General features: G+C 70.2%; 13 protein-coding genes and 2 pseudogenes. 9 read left to right on the top strand and 6 right to left on the bottom strand.

All coding sequences use genetic code 11. From position 1 onward, the window contains the following. Positions 1 to 160 precede the first annotated feature (160 nt). From KUA19_RS34075 to KUA19_RS34060, 4 genes are all read left to right on the top strand, one after another. On the top strand, positions 161 to 1645 hold the full coding sequence (locus KUA19_RS34075; RefSeq protein ID WP_217402844.1) for a long-chain-fatty-acid--CoA ligase: 1485 nt from the start codon (positions 161 to 163) through the stop codon (positions 1643 to 1645). Between the two features lie 120 nt (positions 1646 to 1765). Further along, positions 1766 to 3481: an aldehyde dehydrogenase family protein gene (locus KUA19_RS34070; protein ID WP_217402842.1), complete on the top strand. Its 1716-nt coding sequence runs from the start codon at positions 1766 to 1768 to the stop codon at positions 3479 to 3481. A 197-nt stretch (positions 3482 to 3678) separates the two neighbouring features. Further along, positions 3679 to 4239: a PadR family transcriptional regulator gene (locus KUA19_RS34065; RefSeq protein WP_254550540.1), complete on the top strand. Its 561-nt coding sequence runs from the start codon at positions 3679 to 3681 to the stop codon at positions 4237 to 4239. A gap of 24 nt (positions 4240 to 4263) precedes the next feature. Then, positions 4264 to 5979: an acyl-CoA dehydrogenase family protein gene (locus tag KUA19_RS34060; RefSeq protein ID WP_254550539.1), complete on the top strand. Its 1716-nt coding sequence runs from the start codon at positions 4264 to 4266 to the stop codon at positions 5977 to 5979. Between the two features lie 157 nt (positions 5980 to 6136). Here KUA19_RS34060 and KUA19_RS34055 read toward each other — a convergent pair whose 3' ends face one another. After that, complete coding sequence (locus tag KUA19_RS34055) at positions 6137 to 8239, bottom strand: hypothetical protein (RefSeq protein ID WP_217402840.1); 2103 nt, start codon at positions 8237 to 8239, stop codon at positions 6137 to 6139. Positions 8240 to 8459: 220 nt separating this feature from the next. Here KUA19_RS34055 and KUA19_RS34050 point away from each other — a divergent pair, with 220 nt between their 5' ends. Continuing rightward, positions 8460 to 9413 (top strand): NAD(P)-dependent alcohol dehydrogenase, encoded by a 954-nt coding sequence (locus KUA19_RS34050; protein WP_217402838.1) that lies wholly within the window; start codon positions 8460 to 8462, stop codon positions 9411 to 9413. Between the two features lie 41 nt (positions 9414 to 9454). Further along, positions 9455 to 9550: pseudogene (locus KUA19_RS45075) on the top strand (hypothetical protein); the annotation flags it as partial. A 297-nt stretch (positions 9551 to 9847) separates the two neighbouring features. Here KUA19_RS45075 and KUA19_RS34040 read toward each other — a convergent pair. Together KUA19_RS34040 and KUA19_RS34035 are read right to left on the bottom strand one after the other, a co-directional pair. Beyond that, on the bottom strand, positions 9848 to 13870 hold the full coding sequence (locus KUA19_RS34040; protein WP_217402837.1) for a toll/interleukin-1 receptor domain-containing protein: 4023 nt from the start codon (positions 13868 to 13870) through the stop codon (positions 9848 to 9850). Position 13871: 1 nt separating this feature from the next. After that, positions 13872 to 14537, bottom strand: coding sequence for a methyltransferase domain-containing protein (locus tag KUA19_RS34035; RefSeq protein ID WP_308167813.1), 666 nt, complete (start codon positions 14535 to 14537; stop codon positions 13872 to 13874). Positions 14538 to 15054: 517 nt separating this feature from the next. Between KUA19_RS34035 and KUA19_RS34030 the strand changes: the two genes are divergently transcribed. Continuing rightward, positions 15055 to 19485, top strand: a complete 4431-nt coding sequence (locus KUA19_RS34030) for an FG-GAP-like repeat-containing protein (protein WP_217402835.1) — start codon at positions 15055 to 15057, stop codon at positions 19483 to 19485. Positions 19486 to 19856: 371 nt separating this feature from the next. Then, a complete protein-coding gene (locus KUA19_RS34025; RefSeq protein ID WP_217402832.1) occupies positions 19857 to 20327 on the top strand; it encodes an SRPBCC family protein in 471 nt (156 codons plus the stop codon). Positions 20328 to 20444: 117 nt separating this feature from the next. Here the strand turns inward: KUA19_RS34025 and KUA19_RS34020 are convergent, their stop codons facing one another. Then, positions 20445 to 22022: a SigE family RNA polymerase sigma factor gene (locus KUA19_RS34020; protein ID WP_217402831.1), complete on the bottom strand. Its 1578-nt coding sequence runs from the start codon at positions 22020 to 22022 to the stop codon at positions 20445 to 20447. Between the two features lie 301 nt (positions 22023 to 22323). On the opposite strand from KUA19_RS34020, the pseudogene KUA19_RS43390 reads away from it, so the two are divergent. Then, positions 22324 to 22782: pseudogene (locus KUA19_RS43390) on the top strand (SigE family RNA polymerase sigma factor); the annotation flags it as partial. A 1412-nt stretch (positions 22783 to 24194) separates the two neighbouring features. On the opposite strand, the gene KUA19_RS34010 reads toward KUA19_RS43390, so the two are convergent. Both KUA19_RS34010 and KUA19_RS34005 read right to left on the bottom strand, forming a co-directional pair. Next, on the bottom strand, positions 24195 to 24338 hold the full coding sequence (locus KUA19_RS34010) for a hypothetical protein (protein ID WP_217402826.1): 144 nt from the start codon (positions 24336 to 24338) through the stop codon (positions 24195 to 24197). A 57-nt stretch (positions 24339 to 24395) separates the two neighbouring features. Next, on the bottom strand, positions 24396 to 24764 hold the full coding sequence (locus KUA19_RS34005) for a YciI family protein (protein WP_217402825.1): 369 nt from the start codon (positions 24762 to 24764) through the stop codon (positions 24396 to 24398). Between the last annotated feature and the right edge of the window lie 68 nt (positions 24765 to 24832).

Below are 24832 nucleotides of genomic sequence, written 5' to 3'. Positions count from 1 at the left end.
CCACCCGGCCGTACGCATCTGCTCCGCGGGAAGCGGCGGCCGGGTGGTCAACATGGCCGCCCGCTGGGCCACAGCCGGTAACCGAGGCCGCTTTCAGCGGCGGCCCGCCCCGACGGGCGGCATCGATCCCCCACCCCACATCCGATGGAGAGACCCGGTCATGACCAACCTTGCCCAGAACCTGGCAGCCACCGCGGCCCGTGACGGCGGCGCACCCGCGATCCGTCTCGGTGACGTGGTGCTGTCGTACTCGCAGCTCGACGCCGCCAGCACCCGGGTGGCGGGGCTGCTGCGCGAGCGCGGTGTGCAGCCCGGCGACCGGGTCGGGCTCATGCTGCCCAACGTGCCGCAGTTCGCCGCCGCCTACTACGGCATCCTGCGCGCCGGTGCCGTCGTGGTGCCGATGAACGTGCTGCTCAAGTCCCGCGAAGTGGCGTTCTACCTGAGCGACTCGCAGGCGAAGGTGATGCTGGCCTGGCACGGGTTCGCCGAGGACGCTACGGCCGGCGCGGCCGCCGCCGGCACCGAGTGCCTGGTCGTGACGCCGGGGGAGTTCGAGGCCCTGCTGGGCGCGACGCAGCCGGTCGACGGCGTCGTCGAGCGCGACGCGGGCGACACCGCCGTCATCCTCTACACCTCCGGCACCACCGGCACGCCCAAGGGCGCCGAGCTGAGCCACGCCAACCTGACCCGCAACGCCGAGGTCGCGATCGACCTGCTCACCCTGACCCCCGCCGACGTCGTGCTGGGGGCGCTGCCGCTGTTCCACTCGTTCGGGCAGACCTGCGGCCTCAATGCCGCGGTCGCCGCCGGGGCGTGCCTGGCGCTCGTGCCGCGCTTCGACCCGCAGGCCGCGCTCGCCACCATCCACCAGCACCGTGTCACGATCTTCGAAGGCGTGCCGACCATGTACGTCGCACTGCTGGCCCACCCGCAGCGGGCCACATTCGACATGGACAGCCTGCGCCTGTGCGTGTCCGGCGGCGCGGCGCTGCCGGTGGAGGTCATGCGCGCGTTCGAGGCCGCGTTCGGCTGCGTCATCCTCGAGGGCTACGGACTCTCGGAGACCTCGCCGATCGCGTCGTTCAACCACGCCGACCGCGAGCGCAAGGCCGGATCGATCGGCACCCCCGTCGCCGGGGTGCAGATGGCGCTGCGCGACGTCGAGGGCGGCGTCGGCGAGATCGTCATCCGCGGCCACAACATCATGAAGGGATACTGGGGCCGCCCGGACGCGACCGCGGAGGCGATCGACGCCGACGGCTGGTTCCGCTCCGGCGACCTGGCGCGGGTTGACGAGGACGGCTACTTCTTCATCGTCGACCGCAAGAAGGACATGATCATCCGCGGTGGCTACAACGTCTACCCGCGTGAGGTCGAGGAGCTGCTGTACGAGCACCCGGCGGTACGCGAGGTCGCCGTCATCGGCATCCCGCACCCGGAGCACGGCGAGGAGATCTGCGCCGCCGTCGCGCTGAAGGACGGTGCCACGGCCACCGCCGAGGAGCTGCGCGAGCACGTCAAGACGCAGGCTGCGGCGTACAAGTACCCGCGGCACGTGTGGATCGTCGACGAGCTGCCGAAGTCACCCACCGGCAAGATCCTCAAGCGTGAGGTGGCGGCACCCGCCGACCTCGTCGCGTGACCACCGGCCGGACTCGTCCGGCTCCTCGACACCGCCGCCCGCCGTCTGGGAGGAGCGGCAGGCGGCGGTCCGATCCCCACCCCAGCTCTGTGCCGACCGCACCGCAGACAAGGACGTCCCATGAGTATCAGTACCGGCACCACCGCGCAGCTGGACCAGATGATCGCCGCCCTGCGCGACGGCGAGCGCGGCTGGGCCGGCGAGTCCCTCGCCTCGCGCCGTGACCTGCTGATGCAGGTGCACGCCAACACCGCCGCGTACGCCGAGCAGTGGGTCCGGGTCGCCGAGCACATCAAGCAGCTGCCCGCGGGGTCGCCGCTGCTCGGCGAGGAGTGGATCAGCGGGCCCTGGGCCGTGCTCGGCTACGCCCACGCGCTGGCCGACACCATGGCCCGGCTGGAGCAGGGCCGTGACCTGCTGGCAGGACGTCGGGTCGGCACCGCGCCGGGCGGCCGGGTCGCCGTCGACGTGCTGCCCCACGACGTCTTCGACCGGCTGCTGCTCAGCGGCTTCCGGGCCGAGGTGTGGATGGAACCCGGCGTCACCGAACTCCAGACGCGCCAACACGCCGGCCTGGGACAGCTCGCTCCGGAGCAGACCGCGGGCGTGGCCGTGGTCATGGGCGCCGGCAACATCTTCTCGATCGCGCCGCTGGACGTGCTGTACCAGCTGTACGCGTACAACCGGGTGGTCCTGCTCAAGCTCAACCCGGTCACCGATCCGCTGCTGCCGGTGTTCCAGGCGGTGTTCGCGCCGTTCATCGAGCGCGGCTACCTGCACATCGTCACCGGCGACGCCTCGGTCGGCGACCACCTGGTGACCCACGAAGGCGTCGACGCCGTGCACATCACCGGCAGCGAGGCCACCCATGACGCGATCGTCTGGGGCGCGGGCGCGGCGGGCACCGCGGCGAAAGCGGCGGGCACCCTGCGGCTGGACAAGCCGATCACCAGCGAGCTCGGCGGGGTGTCGCCGACGATCGTGGTGCCCGGCCGTTGGTCAGCAGCCGACCTGCGGTTCCAGGCCGAGCACATCGCCACCCAGCGCCTGCACAACAGCGGCTTCAACTGCATCGCCGCCCAGGTCGTCATCGTCAGCAGGGACTGGCCACAGAAGCAGGAGTTCTACGCCGCGCTGCGCGCCGCGTTCGCCGCCGCGCCCGCCCGGCCCGCCTGGTATCCGGGCTGCGACCTGCGGGTGCACGGCGCCCGGAAGGCGCACCCACACTTCGAGGCCGTCGGCGGCACCGCCGAACGAACCCTGCTGTGGAATCTCGACCTCACCGACAACGCCGAATCGGCGTTCGGCACCGAGTACTTCGGGCCGGTCCTCGGTATCGCCGAACTGCCCGGCACGGGTGCCGCGTTCCTCGACGCCGCGGTCGAGGCCGCCAACGAGCGCCTGCACGGCACGCTGGGCGCCAACCTCGTCATCGACCCCCGCACCCGGCGGCAGCTCGGCGTGCGGCTGCGGGAAGGCATCGCCCGGCTGCGCTACGGAACCGTCGGCGTCAACGCCTGGACCGGTGTGGGATATCTGACCCCACGCGCCACCTGGGGCGCCTTCCCCGGGCACACCCTCGACGACGTCCAGAGCGGCCGTGGGGTGGTGCACAACGCGCTGCTGCTGCACCGGCCGGAGCGGACCGTGGTGTACGGCCCGTTCCGGCCGCTGCCACGCTCGGTGATGACCGGCGAGTTCAGCCTCACCCCGAAACCACCGTGGTTCGTCGGCAACCGCACCGCCGCCACGACCGGCCGCCGCATCGTCGCCTTCGCAGCCCGGCCTCGCTGGAGCGCGCTGCCTGCCATCTTCGCCTCCGCACTGCGCGGGTGAGGGCGGGTCCCGGCGCCGTACGAGGCGGCGCCGGGACCGCACAAGCCATATGCGGATGCCGCGTCACCATGCCTGCGCCGACACGCCTTGGCCGACACGCCTTCGGCTGACTTCTTGGCGGACGGACGTAGGACCGGCTGGGCGGCATCGGTCGGCCGCACCGGGCGGGGTTGCTATGCAACTAGTTTCATAGCATCATGGTCGACGTGGCCCTGGAACACGCGATCCTCGTCTCGCTGCTGGAGCAGCCCGGCTCGGGCTACGAGCTGGCCAGGCGGTTCGACCGCTCCATCGGCCGGTTCTGGACCGCCACCCACCAGCAGATCTATCGCGTCCTGCGGCGGATGGAGTCCGACGGCTGGGTCACCGCCGAGGAGATCGACCAGGACGGCCGACCCGACAAGAGGTGCTACTCCGCGACCACGGCCGGGCGGGCGGCCCTGACGGCCTGGCTGCGGGAACCGGTCCAGCCGGAGACGGTCCGCCACGAACTGGCCGTCAAGATCCGTGGGGCGGCGTTCGACGACGACGCCGGCCGGGCAGCGCTGATCACCGAGGTCGAGCGGTACCGCGCCGACCACGAGACAACTCTCCACCGCTACCTGACCGGCGAGCAGCGCGACTTCCCCGACGACGGCGAACTCGACACGGGTCGGCGCCTACAGCACGTCGTGCTGCGCGGCGGCATCCTCTACGAGCAGATGGTGCTGGCCTGGCTCGACGACGTCCTCGAAACCCTCCACGACCTCGGCCACTGACTCACCGGACAAGGAAGACCCCCCATGACGAACCCGTTGCTGCTGAACCCGCGCACCTACGACCCCGCACACCTCGACGACGACACCCGCAGGCTGCTGCGCGCCACCGTCGACTTCTTCGAGAACCGCGGCAAGAAGGCGCTCGTCGACAGCTACAACGACCGGACCTGGTACGCCGACTTCCTGGACTTCGTCGCCAAAGAGGACCTGTTCGCGACGTTCCTGACCCCGGCCGCAGACGGCGCCGGAGCCACCCGCTGGGACACCGCCCGCAACGCCGCCCTCAGCGAGATCCTCGCCTTCTACGGCCTCGGCTACTGGTACACCTGGCAGGTCACCGTCCTGGGCCTCGGACCGGTATGGCAGAGCGCCAACCCGGCCGCCCGCACCCGCGCCGCCCAGCTGCTCGCCGACGGCCACGTCATGGCATTCGGCCTGTCCGAGCGCACCCACGGCGCCGACATCTACTCCACCGACATGGTCCTCACCCCCGACGGCGCGGACGGCTTCCGGGCCAGTGGCGGCAAGTACTACATCGGCAACGGCAACGTCGCCGGCCTGGTCTCCGTCTTCGGTCGCCGCGCCGACGTCGAGGGGCCCGACGGCTACGTCTTCTTCGCCGCCGACAGCCGCCACCCCGCCTACCACCTGGTCAAGAACGTCGTGAACGGGCAGATGTACGTCAGCGAGTTCCGGCTCGAGGACTACCCGGTCCGCGCGCAGGACGTGCTGCACACCGGCAAGGCCGCGTTCGACGCCGCGCTCAACACCGTCAACGTCGGCAAGTTCAACCTGTGCACGGCCTCCATCGGCATCTGCGAACACGCGATGTACGAAGCGGTCACCCACGCCCACCAGCGGGTCCTCTACGGCAAGAAGGTCACCGACTTCCCGCACGTGCGCCGCGAACTCACCGACGCGTACGCCCGGCTGGTCGCGATGAAACTGTTCAGCGACCGTGCCGTCGACTACTTCCGGTCGGCGGGCCCCGACGACCGGCGCTATCTGCTGTTCAACCCGATGACCAAGATGAAGGTCACCACCGAGGGCGAGCGGGTCGTCGACCTGCTGTGGGACGTGATCGCCGCGAAGGGCTTCGAGGCCGACACCTACTTCGACAAGGCCGCCAAGGACATCCGCGGTCTTCCGAAGCTCGAAGGCACCGTCCACGTCAACCTCGCCCTGATCCTGAAGTTCATGCCGAACTACCTGTTCAACCCGGCCGAGTTCGCGCCCGTGCCCACGCGTCACGACGCCGCCGACGATGAGTTCCTGTTCCAGCAGGGACCCGCCCGCGGGCTGGGGGCGATCCGGTTCCACGACTGGCGCGCCGCGTACGACACGCACGCCCACATCTCCAACGTCGCGGTGTTCCGCCAGCAGGCCGACGGCCTGTGCGCACTGCTGCAGGCGCACGCCCCCACCGAGGAGCAGCAGCGCGACCTGGACTTCCTGCTCACCATCGGCCAGCTGTTCGCGCTGGTCGTCTACGGCCAGCTGATCCTGGAACAGGCCGAGCTGACCGGGCTGGACCACGACCTGCTCGACGAGATCTTCGCGGTGCTCGTCGGGGACTTCTCCGCCTACGCCACGGAACTGCATGGCAAGGCGGCGGCCACCGACGCACAGGCCGCCTGGGCGCTGGCGCAGCTGCGCCGTCCGGCCCGGGACGAGTCGCGCACCGCCGCCGTGTGGGCGCAGGTCGAGGCACTCTGCGGCGCATACGAGATGCAGCCATAGGAACCAGCTGGTGGCTGGACCGAGCCGACGTCCTCGGGACATCCGGCCGGCGCGGTCACGTCGCGGCCATTCTCGCCCCGCTCTCGGGCAGGCGGCGGGAATGGCCGGAGCAACGCAACGTCTGGTCGGCGGGCCCGGAGTGCCAACCCAGGCATCCTTACCGGCCTTCGGCGACTGCCGGAACGACCGCTGGGTCGCCGCCGGACGTGCCCGCCTGTCCGGCGGCCCGCCAGCCCGCGATCAGCGCGGTGTACTCGTCGACCCGGGCGCGGGCGGTGGCGACGGTGTCCTGCCGGTGACCCGCGTCGGAGTGCGGCACCGCCGGTTGGCCGTGGGCACCGAACGCGCGGGCGGTCGCCGCGAATGCCTGGTCCGCTGCCTGGTACCACGCGGACTCGTGGCCGAACAGCCGCACCAGCGCGGCCATGTTCAGCTCGGCCTGCACCAGCCGCCGCCCCGGCGCGCTGGTCGGGCTGACCAGCTCGACCCGGCTGCCGAACGGCACCGGCCGGGCGCGGGGGACCAGCGCGAACCCCGGCTCGCCGCTCGCGGCGGCGCCTTCCAAAAAGTCGACCACGGCGGCGAGGTCGTCGGCGATGGCGCCGGGAACCGAGGCCAGCGCGTCGCTGCTGCGCGGGCGGCCCGCGGTCAGGCGGGCCCACAACGCGACGGTACGCACCAGCGGCAGCGCCACCAGCAGCACGGTCGCGCCGACGGCCAGGATGACCACCAGCCCCGCCCAGCGGCCGGTGACGTCGGCGGTCAGTCGCCAGTCGAGGATGACCGTGACGTCGGGGCCGGGCAGCGAGTCCACGACGTGCCACGCCGCGGCGGTCAGCGACTGCGAGGCCTCCGTCCACGGGCCCGCCGCCGGGGCGGACACGGCGGCCGCGTGGGCCGACCGCAGCAGCGTCAGTGCCGCACCCGCCGCGATCACGAGGTGCACCGCGCGTAGGACGTACGCCCGCAAATCCCGGCGCAGCCCACTGGCCGTGTCGCCGTAGTCGGCGCGGCCCAGGATGGGCTGCCGCCTGATCACCGCCCAGAGCAGGTGCACCAGGAAGGCGACGGTGAACCAGCCGCCCGCGGTGGCGAGCAGCTGGTCGAAGGGCAGCCCCCACGGTCGCCACGTGAGGTGGTGGTGCAGCCACAGGGTGGCCGGGGCGTCGGCGCCCAGGAAGCCGATCACCAGTGTGAGCGCGACCAGGGCCTCGAGGAACTCCGGATCCGACCACAGGAGGACCAGCACGACCAGCAGCAGCACCAGCCACGCGGCCAGGGTGACGCCGATTTTCGCCCATGCCCCGAGCGGGCCGACCGACGGCAGCATGAACCGCCGTGCCGGGCTGTCGAACCAGACCAGCAAGGCGGCGCAGGCCAGGGTGATAAGGGCGGCCTGCTCGCTCAGGACGTCGTACATCCAGCGCACCGCGAGCGCGGCCGCGACGGCAAGGGCCGCCGCCGCCGCGACACCCGCCAGCGTCGTCAGGGACAGGACCCGGGTGGACGTGTGGAGGTAGAGCTCCACCAGGCTCCATCCGGCCCCGGCACCGGCCGCGATCGTGGTGAGGCGCGGGTCCGACAGGCTGGTCCAGAACTTGCGGGCCCGGAACCGGTGGGCCAGCGCCTCGGAGTAGTTGCGCTCCCGGGCGCGGTCCTCGGCATGGCCGTACAGGGCGATGCCGACGCGCACCAAAGGCGGAATGACGACGAGGGTGAACGCGAGTTCGAGCACGTGGCCCGCGAGTCCGGGCAGGACCGGGGGCTCGGTCCACTCCAGCCGGGCCGGGATGTCGAGCAGCGGCACCGAGCCGACCAGCCGCCACAGGTAGAACCGCTCGATGGTCCACAGCGGCGGCGGGCTGTCTGACAGGGCGATCGTGAGCGCGACCACAGCCTGAACGCTGGCCAGGATGCCCGCGCCCGAGGTGATGAGCGCGATCAGCAGCAGGCGCCGCTGACTCGGGTCCGCCAGCGAGACGACCACGTTGCGGGTGACGACGAGCAGCATGACCACGGCGACCGTGCCGATGAACCCGGCGACCGCCCACCGGCCGAACGGGCCGAACCCGTCCGTCGCGGCCAGCAGCAGCCGGAGCAGGCCGACGAGGGCGCCGGTGGCGGCGAACGCCAGCAGTATCGGGGCGATCCACGCCCTGATCGGCTTGCCCGCCGTCTCGTCGATCCAGTGCTGGGTCCGGTCGCGCCACCGGTCGTACCCGTCGAACACGGGCGTCAGCAGGCGCTCCAAGCGGTCCACATCGGCTCCCCACTCTCGTGCGCGATGATGATCCGCCGCGACTCGGCAGCCGTCAACTCATGGCGTTCCTGTCACGACGGTCGAAGGCCTTGCCAGAGTCCGGCCGGGTTCACTGCGACGCGGAGTTGTGGCGATCGTCTCCACTCGTCGGTCGACCGCTTGTACCGGCGTGCTAATGATGACGGGAGGCCGCTGGGGTCCTGGAGGGTGGGGTATGCCGATGAGAGCGGTCGTGTACGACCGTTATGGGCCGCCGGACGTGCTGCGGATCGAGAATGTTCCCAAGCCATCTCCGGGCGCCGGGCAGGTGCTCGTCAAAGTCGCGGCGACCTCGGTCAACCTCAGCGATTGGGAGACCCTACGCGGCTCGCCGCTGTATTCGCGGATCGGTGGACTGCGCTTCCCGGCGCGCCGGATACTCGGCTCGGACATCGCGGGTTGGGTCGATGCGGTCGGCCCGGCCGTCACCCGGTTCCGGCCCGGTGACGAGGTGTACGGCGACAACCTCATGTTCAAGGGCGGCTTCGCCGAGTACGCGATCGCCCCCGAATCGGCGCTGGCCCACAAGCCCTCGGCGTTGACCTTCGCCGAGGCGTCGGCGATTCCGCAGGCGGGCGTCATCGCGCGGCAGGGCACCGACGGCGCCACGGCCGGGCAACGGGTCCTGATCAACGGTGCCGGCGGAGGTTCGGGTTCGTTCGCGATTCAGCTGGCCAAGCGACTCGGCGCTGAGGTGACCGGCGTCGACAACGCGGACAAGCTGGGCTTCATGCGGTCGGTCGGCGCGGACAAGGTGATCGACTACCGCAGCGAGGACTTCACCCGCAGTGGCCCGTACGATCTCATCCTCGATCTGGTCGCGCATCGGTCGGTGTTCGCCTACCGCCGGGCACTGGCCCCCGGCGGCCGTTACCGATGCGTCGGCGGATCGGTACGAGCGCTGCTGCGTGTGCTGACGATCGGCTCGCTGCTCGGCCGGCTCACGCACCGCCGACTGGGCGTGCTCGCCGTCAAGGAAGGGCCGACGCACTTCGAACCGGTCGCCGGGCTCTGCGTAGCGGGGGATCTCAGCATCCGCATCGACCGCACCTTCACCCTCGACGAGGTGCCCCAGGCATTGGCCTGGGTGGGCGAGGGACACGCCCTCGGCAAGGTCATCGTGAGCGTGAGCTGACGGTCGACAGCGTCGTATGCGTCTGCTCTGTCGGGAAGCAGATGGCAGCCGCCTGCATCGGGATGCTTGTGCTGCAGGGCCTGCTCGATCCTGATGCGCCCGCACGGGAGTGGATACCTGAGCTACCCGCCTGGACCGCATCCGTCACAGTGAGCCACCTGATCCACCATACCAGCGGAATTTCGGACAAAACCAAGTGGGACATCTCGCAGCGCATCTTCGCTCCACCGGGGATGACCTCCACGCAGTGCTGGAGTGGCCGCTCGACGCACCCGCCGTCGGTCACGTTCCATCGTCGTGGCATGACGGGGTGCCGATGCCCAGGCCCTCCGGCGATGGCGGCGTCTGGTCCATACTGCGGCATCAAGACTTGGGGATGGCCTGCCGCTGGTCACCGTTGCCGCCATACGCGACAAGGACCGTCGGCAACCCCGTCAGCGGCGCGGCCACTCCTGCCCGGTCTCGGCGAGCCACGCCGCCGCCGCACGTTGCGGGTCGAGGTCATTCATCAGGTCGAGCGCCTCGTCGGCCCAGGCCATGGCCTGGGCACCGTCGCCGTCGAGGTCGAGTCCGTGCATCTCGGCTATCGCCCACGCCGCCCGCTCGAGGTTCCCGGCGCAGGCCAGCGCCTGCCCGTGCAGCGCCAATGCGTAGGCGTAGAGCAGGCGGTACCCGGCGGGCTGCTGCTCGAACAGCGGCTGGAGCACACCGACCGCCTCCTCGGCCGCGGCAGCCGCCTCCGGCTCGTCGAGCCGACCTCGCCCGGATTTCCATTGCAGAACGTGGTTCACCAGGGACAGGGCCAAGGCCGACAGGTGCCGCTGTGGCCTGCTCGCGGCGAGCTCCCGCCGTATGGCCAGCGCCTCACGACTCGCCTCGACCGCCTCGACCGCCCGCCCGGCGCCGCCGAGCGCGATCGCCAGGTTGTGCAGCGACGTGGTCAGCCCGATGAGGTTGCCCTGCCGGTCTTCGGCGCACAGCTGCCGGCGCAACGCGACCGCCTCGCCGCCGATCACCGCGGCCTCGTCGAACCGGTCCACGCCGTTGAGGGCATGGGCCAGGTTGTTCAGCGCCAGCGCCAGGTCCGCGCGATGGAGGTCGGGCTCCTGAGCCGACAGGCGGCGCAGGATGTTGACCCCCACCCCGGTCGCCACGACACCGGCCTCGGCGTGCCCGAGCTCCGTCAACCGGGTGCCCAACAGGCTGGACGTCGTGGCCAGATCGAGCTCATAGGCGCTGGGAAACCGTGCGGCCAGCTCGCTCAGCAGCTCGACCGCCTCCTTGATCGCCCGCAGGCTCTCGGCGGCACTGCCATTCTTGTCCAGCTGTATGGCCAGGTTGTTGAGGGCCGAGGCGAGTTCGCCGAGGTTGGCGTCGCGGCTGCGGTCCACCAGCGCCCGGCGGATCGTGACGACCTCCGCGAGCACCTGGAGGGCTTCCGGGTCGCGGCCGACCGCACCCAGCCGTACGGCGAGATTGTTCAAGGCTCGTCCCAGGTCGGCCGCGTACGCGTCGCTCTCCTGTGCAGCCAGCGCGCGGTAGATCTCCACCACCTCCTCGGTGGCCGAAAGCGCGGCGTCCTCCTCGGACAGCTCTCCCAGCCGATTCCCACGGCTGAGCAGCGCGTCGGCCAGGAGTCGGCGGTGTGCCGACGGCTGCGCGGCGACGAGGTCTCGCGCGATCGTGGTGGCCTCGTCACTGTCGGCCAGGCCGTCGGCGGGGCGCCCGATCCGGCCGTGGGCATGCGAACGGCTCGTCAAGATCGTGGCGAGCGGCGCCAGCTGGCTCTCCGGGGAGTTCGCGGCGAGCTTCCGGCTGATCGTGACGGCTTCGGTCAGCACAGCGGCGGCCTGTTGGTGCTCGCCCACCGAGGTCAGCAGAGCCGACTGGGTCGACAGCGCCGAGACGAGGTCGGAACTGTAGCTCTGCGGGTAGCGGCCGGTCATTGTCCGGAGGATGCTCGCCGACTCCTCGGCCTGTTCCAGTGCCTCGACCCGCAGTCCGGTGTCCCGCAACGCCCGGGCGAGGCTCAGCAGCGCGGAGGCGTAGTCCGGAAGGTGCATGTCCGGCGACCGGTCACTGAGCGCTTGAAGGATCTCGTGTGCCTGCCGGGCGGCCAGCAGATGGTCCTGGTGGCGGCCGAGTTCGCTGTATCGGTTGCCGGTGAGCAGCAACGACATCGCGACGTCGTTGCTGTATACACCCGTGTGCCTGTCCGCCAACCGGCGGAAGATCTCCAGCGACTCGCGCGCGGCGTCGAGTGCCCTGCTCGGCTGACCCGACCAGCTCAGCATCTCCGAGGATACGTACAGGGTGTCGCCGAGGTCGGGCAGGTAGCTCTCGGGATCGTGCTGCGCCAGTTCGCGGGTGATGTAGGCCGCCTCATCGACCGCCAGCAGGGCCTGGGAGTGCTGCCCGTTCGCGGACAGGCGTCTGGCGAGCGCGCGCAGCGCCCGCGCCAGGTTCGGCCGGTCGCCGGGGTTCGCGGCGGCCAGCGGTCGGAACAGCTCGACAGCGCGCTTTGTCGCGTCGAGGGACTCCCGCAACCGGCCGGCCGCCGCGAGGCGAACAGAGTGCAGCAGCAGCAGGTGAGCGGCCCGAACCGGGTTGATCACCGCGTGCTGGTCGGCGTTGTCCAAGGTCAGTGACGTGGTGAGCACCGCGAGATCGGTCAGGGCCAGGCTCCTGCCCGGGATGTCGCCGAGGATCCGATCCACCACCTGCTGATCGCCCACGGCGCCCAGGACGTCGACCATCGCTGCGGTCAGCACCCGCGGATCGTCGACGATGGGGGCGACCCGCAGCCCGCAGCCCAGCCTGCGTTCCGAATCACGGCGGAAGATCTCCGTGATGGTCGAGGCCAGGTCCAGGTGCCTGGAAGCGGCTCGGCCCAGGACGGTGAGGGCGTGGATCATCTGCTCGTCGCTGGCCAGGCCGAAGGGATCCTGAATCGCGGCCGCCTGCGTCCGGGCGAGCATGGCGACATGATCCTCGCCCAGCCGGTCCGGGCGCAGCGGGTTGAGCCACCCGCCGCCGGGATAGAGGCTCGCCGCCCACCGCGCCAGGCGCCGGACCGACCTGCGGTCGGCCGCCGCGAACACACCGGTCGCCCTGATCATGCCTGCCGCCTCGTCCTCCGTGGCGGGAGCGAACAGGGTGCCGACGCCGACGACCGCGTCGACGAGATCCTCGTCATCGTCCAGCGAGACGCCGAATCCGGGCAGGGTCCGCCTCCAGTAGCGGCGTTCGTGATCCAGCACGCGCGTCAGCGGATCGGCGGAGCGATCCGACGGCGACGCGGACTCCGCCGCGTCAAGGACGGCGGAGAGGGCCTCGGCGTGTACGTCGAGCACATGCTCGGGCACTGTCTCCCGCAGCGGGACCGTGATCAACTCGTCGGTCGGCCGGCCCAGCTGAAGCCCGAAAGCGATGATCGCCCGACGGTACTCGGCATCGCGCTGCGCCGCGGTCTGCGCGAGCGGGGCCAGCCGATGATGAGTCATCGCCCGGAACAGCTCGGAGACCTGGTCGTCGGAGTGTTCCGTGAGCCGCCGCTGCCAGTCCCCGGGTGCTCGGGCGAGCAGGAGCATCCTGACCGACGGCCGCCCGCGGACGGCCTGCGCGACGGTGATGAGCTGCTCGAGCCGCGCTTCGGCGTAGTCGACCACGAGCAGGAGCGGGCCGGCCCCGCTGCGCAAGCGGCGCAGCGCGGCGGGGTCTGCCTGCTCGGCCAGGAACCCGGCCGGCCACCGCTGCTCCCTCATGAGTGCGCAGGCCTGCTGCGCCATGCGGGTCTTGCCCTGCCCGCCGGGGCCGGTGATCAGACGGGCCGCGACCGTGGCCGGACCCGCACACCACTCGGTCACCTCGAGCAGTTCCTTCTCCCGCCCATGGAAGGGCACGACGGAGTGTTCGGCGCGGAGCAAGGTGCTCGGACTGTACCTGGACGGCAGCTGCTGCGGCGGCACGAACAGTTCGTCGGTGGCCAGGTCCGGGCATACCTCGATCAACTTCTCGACCACGCGGTCGAGCTGCAGATCCTGGTAGTGCAACCGAATGTACTGGCGGGCGGACAGGCCGGCGATGTCGTCGGGCAGGCTCTCGGCCGGCGGCATGGTGAGCAGCGTGCGGTCGCCGATCAGGACCGGAATCACCGGTATGCCTTGGGCGAGCGCCTCGGCGATCTCGCGGCGAACCCAGTCGTCGGGGTCGTCGATGCGCCTTCGGCCGTCGGCGGACGTGACCGTCAGCCACTGCGGACCGATCACGGCCAGCAGCACGGAGGCCTGATGAACGCCCTCGAGCAGCCCCGGTGCGAATGGTCCGCCCGGTTGCAGCGATCTGCTGGCGAAGAAGACCGCACTCGGCCCGAACTGTCTGGCGAGTCCGTCCGCTATGAACGCGGCCTCGTTGTGTCGATCTCCGACTCGGTAGTTGACGAACACGCCGCGTCTCATGTCACACCGCCGCTTGCCGCGGCATGCCGCCCGGTCGCGCCGTTTCGTCGGCGACCAGAAGGCAATGGAGCCACAGGACCCTGACGTGGATCACATCGTCTTCGGCATGCATCGCCATGGCCCCATTGTCGCCTGCGTGCGTCGTCGCACCAATGGCTTGTGCGGTGGGTTTGAGCCTCTGCCAGTGCGGTGCGATCACGGCTCGCTCAAGGCCCAGTCCGGCGTGGGCGAATAGCGAAAGCAGGGCGTCGGTCGTGAACACGCTGTGCCGGGTGGGCGAAGCCCAGGAGGCCCTTTCCGCCAGCCAACGTGCGGCGCTCTGGTCAGGTGCGACGATCTGTCCGACGTAGATGACACCCCCTGGTAGGAGCAGCTTTCGCAACAGCGTGAGCGCGTCGACGGCAGAGGCCACATAGTGCAGGACCTGCCGGGCCAGGATGGTGTCGAACCGGCCGTCCGCGTCGGACAGATCCTCGATGCGACTCAGCCTGGTATGCATACCGGCAGGGGTCTCGGCCAGTGCTGCCGCATCGACGTCCACCACCGTGATACTTTCCGGATCCAGGTGGCGCCGCACATATGCGGCGAGGGCTCCGGAGCCGCCTCCGGCGTCCAACAGCTTGCCCACGCGGCGGCCTGCGAGAAGGTCGCGACAGTGTTTTGCCACGTCCGGCGAAGTGCGCCAGTAACCTGCGTCCAGTCGCGAATCCGGTGGCTCCGACGCCGTTGACAAGAGGGTCCCCTCAGCATGCGATGGCGTGCCCGAGATATCAGGCTAGCCCGAAAGCCACGATCGCGACTCCAGGGGCGATCACCACGGTGGTCAGGGTGATGGCGACGCCGACAATCTGGTCGAGCGCGTCTCCGGTGCGCACCATCCGACCGGGGCGGGTTTTCCTGTCGCCGTGGTGGTGACTGATTGGCGTTGTTTGTCCACCAGGGATGGCGCGGCGGCGACGGTTGCCATATCGTCTCGCCTCGCAGAGACACGGGGGCAAGGCACAGTTTGATCGAACCACTGTGTGAAATCGATCGATATCACACAGTGTGTTGGTGACATCGTTGCTGCGCAACCTCGTGACGCTCGAAAGTGCTCGGTGACCGAAAGGTTCCGAAATGGAGGAGCTGTCATGAGACGACCAACACATACCGGCAGACGCGCCGTTCGAAGGCTCTCAGCCGTCATGTCATTCCTGGTACCGGCGATCGGCGTAATCAGCGCCGCACCGGCGCAGGCCGCACCACCGCCGGCGGTGCCGGTGCGTGAGGCAGGCCCGGCCGTCCGGCCGACGGCCGTGTCGACCGCGGCGGCGCGGGCGCGTACCACGGGCCGACCGGCAGAGGTCGTCGGACTGACCACCGAGACCAGCCGCACTCTCGTCAACCCCAACGGAACGGCGACCCTCGAACTCAACACCCGCCCGGTGCGGGTGCAGCGCAACGGTGTCTGGACCGGCCTGGACGCCGCACTGCGCCACAACGCCGACGGCACGTGGAGTCCGACGGCGACCTCCGGCGAGCTCACCCTCTCCGGGGGTGGAGACGCTGCCCTGGCGACGATGACGAGCGAGGGCACCAGCCTGGCTCTGTGCTGGCCCGGTCCCCTTCCGGCACCGACGGTATCCGGAGCCACCGCGACCTACCACGACGTGAGCCCGGGTGTCGACCTCGCCGTGACCGCCAACACCAGCGGCGGTTTCTCCCACGTGCTGGTGATCCACGATGCCGCCGCCGCGGCGCGGGTGTCCCGCCTGCGGTTGCCGGTCAGCGCCAAGGGCGTGCGGCTGACCGCCGACGGCTCGGGCAACCTCACCGCCACCGACGCATCAGGAGCCGTCCGGTTCGTGGCCCCGACGCCGGTGATGTGGGACTCGACCGCGACCTCGGACCTGACGACCACCGCGCTCGCCGAAGCGAACCACGCCGTGGCCCGCGGCGTCGCACCGGCGGCCTCCAGCGTCCGCGGCCCCGGTGTGGCGGCGAAGGTGGACCGGATGGCGGTCACCGCGGACCAGCAGGCGATCACATTGACGCCGCCGGCCGCGGCGCTGACCGGCGGCAAGGTCCGCTACCCGCTCTACCTCGACCCGACCTGGGCGTCGGTGGCCAAGGGCAAGAGCGCCTGGACCTACGTGAACAGCTACTACCACGGCTCGTCCTACTACAACAGCACCGACTGGGCGCGCGTGGGCTACCAGGCCTGGGAGTCACCGAACTTCATCGGCCGCTCGTTCTTCAAGTTCGCCGTGCCGAGCCAGATCTGGAACCAGCGGGTCAACAGCGCCATCCTGCAGACCAAGATGGTCTGGTCGGCGACCAACGCCGCGTTCGACGTCAAGATCCATCACATCAGCAACTCCTCCACGGCGATCAACTCCGGGACGGACTGGGACAACCAGCCGGCGAAGGGTGCCCTCATCGTCTCGAAGGAGACGCCGGGCAACTGGCGGTCCGACGGCTCGGAGCTGCCGGTGCCGGTGGAGTTCGACGTGAAGGGCGAGATCGTTTCGGCGGCGGCAGGGCGCTGGTCCTACGTCGTGCTGGGTATGTACAACGAGACCGAGTCGAACCGTGACGCCTGGCGCAAGTTCGAGAACAACCCGACCCTGGCCATCACGTACAACTCCGTCCCGGCGACGCCGACCAGCTACCTGACCCAGCCGGCCACCCAGTGCTCGGCATCGGCCAACAGCTTCGTCGGCAACACCGCGGTGACCTTCAACGCGAAGGTGACCGACCCCGACGGGACCAACAACCCGCTGTCCACGACGTTCACGATCACCGACACCACCGCTGAGCCGGATGTGGTGACCACCGTGACGCAGACGGTCAGCAGCGGCTCGACCGCCACGGTGTCCGAGCCCGCATCGTTCTTCGTTGACGGACACACCTACACCTGGAGCGTCGCGACGACCGATGGGCTGGATACGAGCCCATCGACTCCCACCTGCCAGTTCGGCGTGCTCAAGGCCGCGCCCGGCGCACCCTCCGTGACCTCGGCGGACTTCCCGCCGTCGGGCACCAGCGGGCGCGCGGGGGAGACCGGGACGTTCAATTTCACCTCCAGCGGCGGGTCGACCCCGGTTGCGTACGTGTGGGGCGTGAACGTCAGCCCGCCGGTGACCGCCACCGGTCCACTGGTGCCGCAGAGCGGCTGGGGCAAGGTTTCCGCGAGCGGCGGGACGGCGTCGATCCAGCTGAACGTCAACCGGGTCGGACCCAACATCCTCTACGTGTACGCCATCGACGCGGCGAACAACACCAGTGCCGTCTTCCCGTACTCCTTCACCGCCGATCCGCGCGCCACGCCGAACCCGTACGGTGACTTCACCGGCGACGGACAGCCCGACGTGCTGCTGGTCGGCGACAGTACGCACACCGGCCTGTGGCTCTACCCGGGCACGGACAACGCCGGGCATGTGTCCTCGGTGGGTATCCAGGTCGGCGGCTACGGCACCGGGTTCGCCGGCACGACCGGCGGTCCGGCCTCCTGGACCGGAACGACCGTGTCCCCGGGCGACTTCAACGGCGACGGCGCGCAGGACATCCTGGTCCGGTTCCCCAACGCCAACCTGTCCGGCAGCAATACGCAGATCGTCCTGGGTACCGGTGACGGCACCCCGTTCGACGTCACCGACGCCAACCGGGTCGTTCCGCTCAACCTGCCCAACACCGACGACCAGAGTTCGAACTACCAGACCGTCGGCCAGGTGATCGCGGCACCGGACAACCAGTACGACGGCGTCGAGCTGGGAGCGCCGTACCTGACCGACTTCTACGTCGTCGCCGGCGACAACCTGTACCTCTATCCGCCGAGCGGCCTCTCGGTCGGCAATGTCGACACGCCCACCCTGATCAGCTCCGGCTGGTCGGGCAAGACCCTGTCGGCCACGACGTGTCCGACCGGGTGCCCGGCGTTCTTCGCCCGCACCGACAGCAGCGGCGCGCTCGACCGCTGGCAGGGCACGGCGCTGGAACCGGTCACCGACGCGCCGGGCATCGTGGCGGGCGCGGCCGCCAGCACCCAATTCCCGATCTCGGCGAGCGGATTCCCGGCCAGCAACGCGCCGGTGATCATGGGTGCGGACATCGACGTGGACGGCAATGCCGACCTGTGGAACACCTGGGGTTCCAACGTGGAGGCGCACTTCTACCTCAACGACACCAACTTCAAGGCGACCATCGTCAACCCGGGGATCAGCCGCGGCGCCGTGCTGGTCGCCGACTGGGAGCTCGGTGAGCGAACCGGCACCGTCGCCAACGACTCCACCGCCAACCAGAACTTCGCCACCCTCTCCGGAGGCGCGACGTTCACCGCCGTCGGCCACAACGCCGAGGACGGGGGTTCGCTGAGCTTCAACGGCACCACCAGCAAGGCCACGACCAGTTCGTCGGCGCTGCGCACGGACCAGTCGTACACCGTCGCGGCCTGGGTGAAGCCCAGCACCACCACGGGCTACCAGTCGATCGTCTGCCAGGCCGGGGTGACCAACTGCGGCGCGCTGCTGCAGTTCGTGCCCGGCTCGGGCTGGGCGATCACCAACCAGATCGTCGACGCGGTCGGCACCCCCGCCGCGCAACGGGCGGTCTCGGGCATGGGGTATGTCAGCACCGTCAACTGGCAGCACGTGGTCGGGCAGTACGACGCCGACGCGCACACCCTGACGCTGTTTGTCAACGGCAACCAGGTCGCGCAGACCGGCAGCGTCACCGTCGGCTGGAACGCGGGCGGCACCGTGCTGCTCGGCCGGGAGCGCTTCGCCAACGGCGAGATCTCCTACTTCAACGGCGGCGTCGACGATGTCCAGATCTACCAGGGTGTCCTCACCTCGGCGCAGATCAAGTCGCTGGCGAACCCGAACCCGCGCCCGCACGATTTCAACAACGACGGCCATCCCGACCTGATCACCAGTGACTCCGCCGGCGACCTGTGGATGTACCCGTCGACGGGCAACATCGGCACGTCGCTGTTCGGCACGCGGGTGAAGATCGGGGCCGGTTGGGCCAGCCTCCGCTGGGACGTCGGCGACTGGAACCGCGACGGCTGGACCGACCTCATCACCGTCGACCCGACCTCGGGCAACCTCTACCTCTACCCGAACACCAACAGTTCGCTGAGCACCAGCACCCGATCCACGATCGGAGTCGGCTGGGGGACCTTCTACCACACCACCGGCAACGGTGACAGCAACCCGCAGCTGGACCACTACAGCATCCGCGCCAGTACTGGTGAAATGATCTACTACCCCAACGGGTGCTGCGCCAAAACCATCAAGACCAGCGGTTATACCAACTGGCGGATCTTCGGCGCGGACTTCGACAGCGACGGCAAGGGCGACATCCTCGCAGTCGACCCGTCCGGGAACATGACGTTGATGCGTCACACCGGCGGCACCGGCCTGTCGATGCTCGGCACCCCCACCGCTGTCGGCTCGTTCGCGGGCTACAGCAGGCTCACCGTCTTCGACCTCAACGAGGACGGCAAGCCCGACGTGGTCGGCGTCAACTCCGCCGGCAACCTGTACATGTTCCCCGGCACCGGTGCCGGCACCATCGGAACGGCTGTGCAGGTCGGCTCCGGTTTCAGCACCACCGTCGCCGCCCGGATCGGCTGATCGCCTCCCGGAACGGATGATGGTCATCAGGCCCGCCCGCATCGTCGGGCGGGCCTGTGCCTGTTCCTGCGGACCCTACTGCTGCCGGTGGAGCGCGAGGATCGCCGTCTGGCTCAGCACGCCCTGGTATCCGCACGTCATCGACTTTGCCGTTGAACCATTCCCTGCCCGGCTCGGCCGACTGGGTCCGCCCGCTGAGATGTCCGCCGTCGGCGCGATCGGCGCGAAAGGGTGAGGCGGCGACGCGGCGTGCCGATCAGGCCGCTGACATGGGGCGACGGACCCTATCGTCCGTCGTCCAGATGGCATACTGCGTCCGCGCGTTCACTGCGCGAGTCGGCCAGCGGATCGGGCTCATCTACGCTGCTGCCATGCCTGAGGTGATCGAAATCGTGTCCGATATCGACGCAGCTCCGCGCGTGGTGTTCGACCTGGAACTCGATGTGGACGTGCATGCCGCGTCCATACGCGGTAGCCAAGAGACGGCCACGACCAGCACCGGCCGACGCCGACTCGCGCTCGGAGACGAGGTTACCTTTCGTGCCCGCCATTTCGGTCTGCGCTGGCAAATGACCAGCCGGATCACGGTCTACGAACGTCCCCACCGGTTTGTCGACGAGCAGATCGATGGTCCCTTCCGTGCTCTCCGTCACGAACACCACTTTCAGGATCTTCATGGCTCGGGTACCCGGATGATCGACCGCATGACCATCAAGGTGCCCCTGGGCCCGCTTGGCGTGGTTGTGACCCGGCTTCTGCTCGTGCCATACCTGCGACGGCTGCTGAAGCAGCGCGCAGCCCACATCAGGCGCCTGGCGGAGGCTGAGGCAAGCGAGGCGTGACAACCGCGACATACCCGCGTGCCGTCGTGCGCGCGGTGGCTGGTCATGGGTGGCCGGCCGCAGGTCGCGGGACCAGCGGCCGGCCACCCGGACGGCGCCACCGCCCGGCGGTCGGCCTCACTCCGGGTACGGCACCTCACGTCGGCAACCGCCGAGGAACGTGCCGAACCCGTCGTGTCGCAGGGTGAGCGCTCCGGCGTCGCCGCCGGGACCCGTGCGGCGCAGTACGCCTCGGTCGTACCAGATCTGGTCGCGGCCCCGCAGGCAGGCGACCGGGACGGCGGTCGTGGACGGGGCCTGCGCGGCCAGCTCGACGTGCCGCAGGACTGTCCCGTCGAGCAGGGAGAATTCGACCAGAGCGACGCCTTCCTCCTGCCCGTAGGCCAGCACCGCCGCAGTGTGGTCGCTGATCGGCACGACCTTGGGACGCGCGTTGAAGTCGCGTACGTCCTGTTTTGCGCGCAGCGCCGAGGTGAGGTCGACCCGTACCTTGTGCGACCGGCCGGTACGCGGGTCCAGCACGGTCAGGCCGAACTGCTGCGGACCGGGCTCCCAACCGTCGCCGAGCACAACCTCACCGGTGTCGAGCACGCCGTGGACGTCGGTCCACCTGCCAGGGGTGTCGAACTGCGATGAGGTGAAGTCCGACAGCGACAGCACCTGGTGAGACCCTGGGGAACCGCTGATCACGGCCCACTCGCCGGCCGGCGCGAACGCGATGGGAAAGGCGGGCAGCGACCGCTGTGTCGTGCCCGTCAGGTCCCGCAGCACCGTGCGATGATCGGCGCCGGTCCACGCCAGCCAGCGGCCGTCGGGTGACAGGAGCAGGTCCGGGGACTCCGCCGCGATCCGCATGCCGTACCAGCCTGCCGCGGTGGCGAGCTGCAGATTCGTGCCGCCGTCGGCGAAACGCTGCGCCCGCAGCAGCGAAACCCGCCCGACCCCGCGGTCGGCGGGCAGGCTGGGCAGTGTCTGTCCGGCCGAGGGGAGTGCTTCGGGCAGCGGGGGCGCCCCTGGTGCGGTGCGCAGTAGGCTCGCCGTCGGTGAGGGTGGGGCCGGTGTGGTCGGCGGCGGCGACGGCTGCCGGGTCGTGAACACCGTCACGGCGATCACCACCGGTAGCACGACCAGCGTCGCGGTGGCCGCCACCCAGCGCACCCGGCGCTTGCGGGCCGCGGCCATCGCCGCGTCGGCGTCGGCGTACTGGCCCGCCTGCTCGGCATACAGCGGCAGAGCGCGCCGCAGGTGGTTCAGCGCCACGTGGGTCTGGCTCTTGACGGTGCCGATCGAGCAGCCCAGGGCCGCCGCGGTCTCGGCCTCGGACAAGTCCTCGTAGAAGCGCAGCACCACGACCGCTCGTTGGCGCGGGGTCAGCGTGTCCAGCGCCTGCCCCAGGGCGATCCGCTCCACGATGTGGTGCGGTTCGTCCGGGCCCGCCCGTTCGGGCACGTGGGCGACGGGCCGGGCCGGGCGGCGGCGCCACCAGGTGATCCGCTCATTGACCATGATCCGGCGTATGTATGCCTCGGGCTCGCCGTGGGCCACGATGTGTCGCCACCGCGCGGCTGCCTTGGCCAGTGCCGTCTGCACCAGATCCTCCGCCGTGTGGTGCTCGCCTGCCAGCAGAAACGCGGTGCGCGACAGCGCACCGCCGCGTGCGACCACGAACTCGTGAAACCCGTCGTACCTGTCCATCGATTACCTCCGCCCCCCACACGCGGTAGGGCCTGCCCGGGTTGGGGATCAGGAGGTGAGTATTTCGGCTCGCTCGGACCGGCTGCCCGGCCGTGCCACCGCGTCGTGCTGGGCCGGTTCGCGGCAGCCTGACGGAGAATCGCGGCCGCACACCGCAACGCGGCTCGAGGTTCACGACCTTGCCCAGCGGGCCGACGAGCAGGTGGCCGAACACGCCGACCCGCAGTGCACGGTGATGCCGCCGAGGTGCCGCACCCCAACCTTCCGCGAGACTGTCGCGTATTGGTGGTGGAGGTGAAGGGTGAACAGGTACGACGGGTTTCACGAGTTCGTGGTCGCGCGCGGCGGTGCGCTGTCGCGAACCGCGTTCCTGCTGACCGGTGAGCACCACGCGGCGGAGGATCTGGTGCAGACGGCGCTGGCGAAGGCAGCCGCGCGGTGGCGGCAGATCCGCGACGGCGGCCAGCCGGAGGCGTACGTGCGGCGCATCATGATCAATGAGCAGATCTCGTGGTGGCGTCGCCGTCCGGCCCGCCCGGTCGCGGAGGTGCCCGACCGGCCCGGCGGCGACCAGGAGCAGCGGGCAGTCGACCGGATCGCGCTCGGCCGTGCGCTCGACCGCCTGACGCCCCGTCAGCGGGCGACGGTGGTGCTGCGTTTCTACGAGGACCTGTCCGAAGCCGCCACCGCGTCGGCTCTGGGCTGCTCGGTCGGCTCGGTCAAGCGGAACACCCACGACGCCCTCGTACGGCTGCGGGAGGCACTGCCCCTGTACGCCGAACAGGCCGGCCAGTACGCGAACCCGACCCGGGCAGTGACGGCGGCCAAGCGCCATCGGACGGCCCGCGTCGCGGGCGTGGCCGGTTTGGTCCTGGTCCCGGTGCTGGTGGGGCTGGTTTTGCTCGGACCGGGCAGGCCCGACTCCCGTCCTCTGCTGCCACCGAGTTCGCCGTCAGCGTCGCCGTCGCCGTCGCTGCTGCCGCTGCCGGGGCAACTGCCCGATCGTCGGGCGAGTGCCCAGCCGCTGCCGCGCGATCGTGGCGTCGGCCGCGGTGTGGCGCTGACGAGAGGGTCGGATCCGGGGCCTGTCTACCTGGTCACGGCCGACGGTGCCTGGTGGCGTCAGGACTCCCCACCGGATGGACAGGCCAGCCTGTCCCCGGACGGCCGCTGGCTGGCCACGATGACGCAGCAAGAGGTCGTGGTGCGGGATCTGACCGGTACGCAGGAGCACCTCCTCCCGCAGGCGACATGGGTCGGATGGGCGCCCTCGGGCGGCTGGCTGTTCGTCCAGACCCCAACGGGTCCGGGTCGCCTCGTTTCGCTGAGCGCGTGGTCGGTTCGGGAGGTCGACGCGGCCACGACCGTCACCGCCACCGCCGTGCTGGACACCGGCGAACTGCTGCGCATCCTCGACAGCAGGACTACCACCCGTGTTCCACTGCAGGTAGTGGATCCGGCGACGGGAGCGGCGCGGTTGCTGTCGGTCGACGCGGCGCCATACCTCGGAGAGGGCGAGGATCTGGTGTTCATGCGGAATCCGGCCGGTCCGGGCAGCGGGTTCGTGGTGGCGCTGGACGCGGCTGCCGATGGCGTCGGCAGCGTCCAGTTCTTCCGGCACGGTCCGGACGGCAGCCCGCCGACGAAGACCGGGGTGATCGAGTTCTCGCTGGCCGACGGCCGGCTGCTACGCCGGGTCGATCTCGTCGGCGCGGGCGCGAAGTTGCCGCAGGCGCTGTGTTACCGCGGCGGCGACCTCATCTGGAGTGACGGGACGTCGCTGCGGCTGAGGTCGGCCGGCGCGGCGTCGAACGTCGTGGTCATGCCAAAGGTCTTCGACACGTTGCTCTACCGGGTGCCCGGCTGCCTGCGCAGCCTCCAGCGCACGGACGGATAGGCATGCCGGGTAGGGGCTCCATCGTCCGCGTACGGCGGTGCGAAGGAGCCCCCACCCGCAGGCTGCCCGACGGCTCGATGCGGCACGACCGATGCCGCCCAGGTCCCGGCACCGCCTCATCCCGGCCGGGTGTGCGGGTCGCCTCCGGCGTGGGCCAAGCGGCCGATGAGCCTTGGGGACGCGGCTCCGAGCGGTCCTGCTCGTGCTACTGAACCGCCGCGGAGGCGTTGAGTAGGTCCGCGTACCAGGTGGCGTAGGAAAGATTGACGTGCTCGTCAGTACCGGATGGTGACCACCGCCGGGCCCAGCACCGCCGGAGGCTTGGACACGTCGACCTGGAGCAGCTCGCCGTCGTCCACCACCGCGCCGGCGGCCAGCGTCTTCTGGTGCACGAGGTAGGCACCGGTCGCGGACTTCACCGGGGCGCACGCCGTGGTGTCGGACAGTCCGGAGGCCTCCGGCCCCCTCCTTGACGATCACCCGACCTGCGGGACCTCGTCACTCTCGGGCACCCGCCGGATCTCGATCTTGGCCCCGGGGGCCGTCGGGACCCGCTTGGCCCACTCGACGGCCTCCTGTTTCGAGGCGACCTCGAGCATGAAGAAGCCCCCGAACAGTTCCTTGGTCTCGCCGTAGGGCCCGTCCGTGACCACCGGGACCTCGCCGCTGAAGTCGACCACCACGCCCTGGCCCGGATCGTCCAAACCTTCCGCCGCGAGCAGCACGCCGGCCTTGACCGTCTCCTCGATGAACTGGCGGGTCGTAATCATCATCTCGTCGATGTCGGCCATCATGGCCGCATTCGACTCGTCGGTGCCTCGCATGATCAGCAGGTACTTCGGCATCGCGTTCTCCTCGCTCGGCGGGGCCGCCTCTCGGCTCTCGCACCCTAAGGTCGAACGAGTGGCGCGCG

This window comes from Catellatospora tritici (assembly GCF_019083965.1).
In the GTDB taxonomy this organism is placed as follows: Bacteria; Actinomycetota; Actinomycetes; order Mycobacteriales; family Micromonosporaceae; genus Catellatospora; species Catellatospora tritici.
The sequence above is the reverse complement of the archived record's forward strand: the minus strand, read 5'-3'. Positions and strand labels throughout refer to the sequence as shown.

Excerpts from the sequence above, each read along its gene's own strand:
- KUA19_RS34040 (WP_217402837.1), bottom strand. The coding sequence starts at position 13,870 with ATGAGACGCGGCGTGTTCGTCAACTACCGAGTCGGAGATCGACACAAC.
- KUA19_RS34025 (WP_217402832.1), top strand. The coding sequence starts at position 19,857 with ATGCCTGAGGTGATCGAAATCGTGTCCGATATCGACGCAGCTCCGCGC.
- KUA19_RS34005 (WP_217402825.1), bottom strand. The coding sequence starts at position 24,764 with ATGCCGAAGTACCTGCTGATCATGCGAGGCACCGACGAGTCGAATGCG.
- KUA19_RS34070 (WP_217402842.1), top strand. The coding sequence starts at position 1,766 with ATGAGTATCAGTACCGGCACCACCGCGCAGCTGGACCAGATGATCGCC.
- KUA19_RS34065 (WP_254550540.1), top strand. The coding sequence starts at position 3,679 with ATGGTCGACGTGGCCCTGGAACACGCGATCCTCGTCTCGCTGCTGGAG.
- KUA19_RS34030 (WP_217402835.1), top strand. The coding sequence starts at position 15,055 with ATGTCATTCCTGGTACCGGCGATCGGCGTAATCAGCGCCGCACCGGCG.
- KUA19_RS34075 (WP_217402844.1), top strand. The coding sequence starts at position 161 with ATGACCAACCTTGCCCAGAACCTGGCAGCCACCGCGGCCCGTGACGGC.
- KUA19_RS34060 (WP_254550539.1), top strand. The coding sequence starts at position 4,264 with ATGACGAACCCGTTGCTGCTGAACCCGCGCACCTACGACCCCGCACAC.
- KUA19_RS34020 (WP_217402831.1), bottom strand. The coding sequence starts at position 22,022 with ATGGACAGGTACGACGGGTTTCACGAGTTCGTGGTCGCACGCGGCGGT.
- KUA19_RS34050 (WP_217402838.1), top strand. The coding sequence starts at position 8,460 with ATGAGAGCGGTCGTGTACGACCGTTATGGGCCGCCGGACGTGCTGCGG.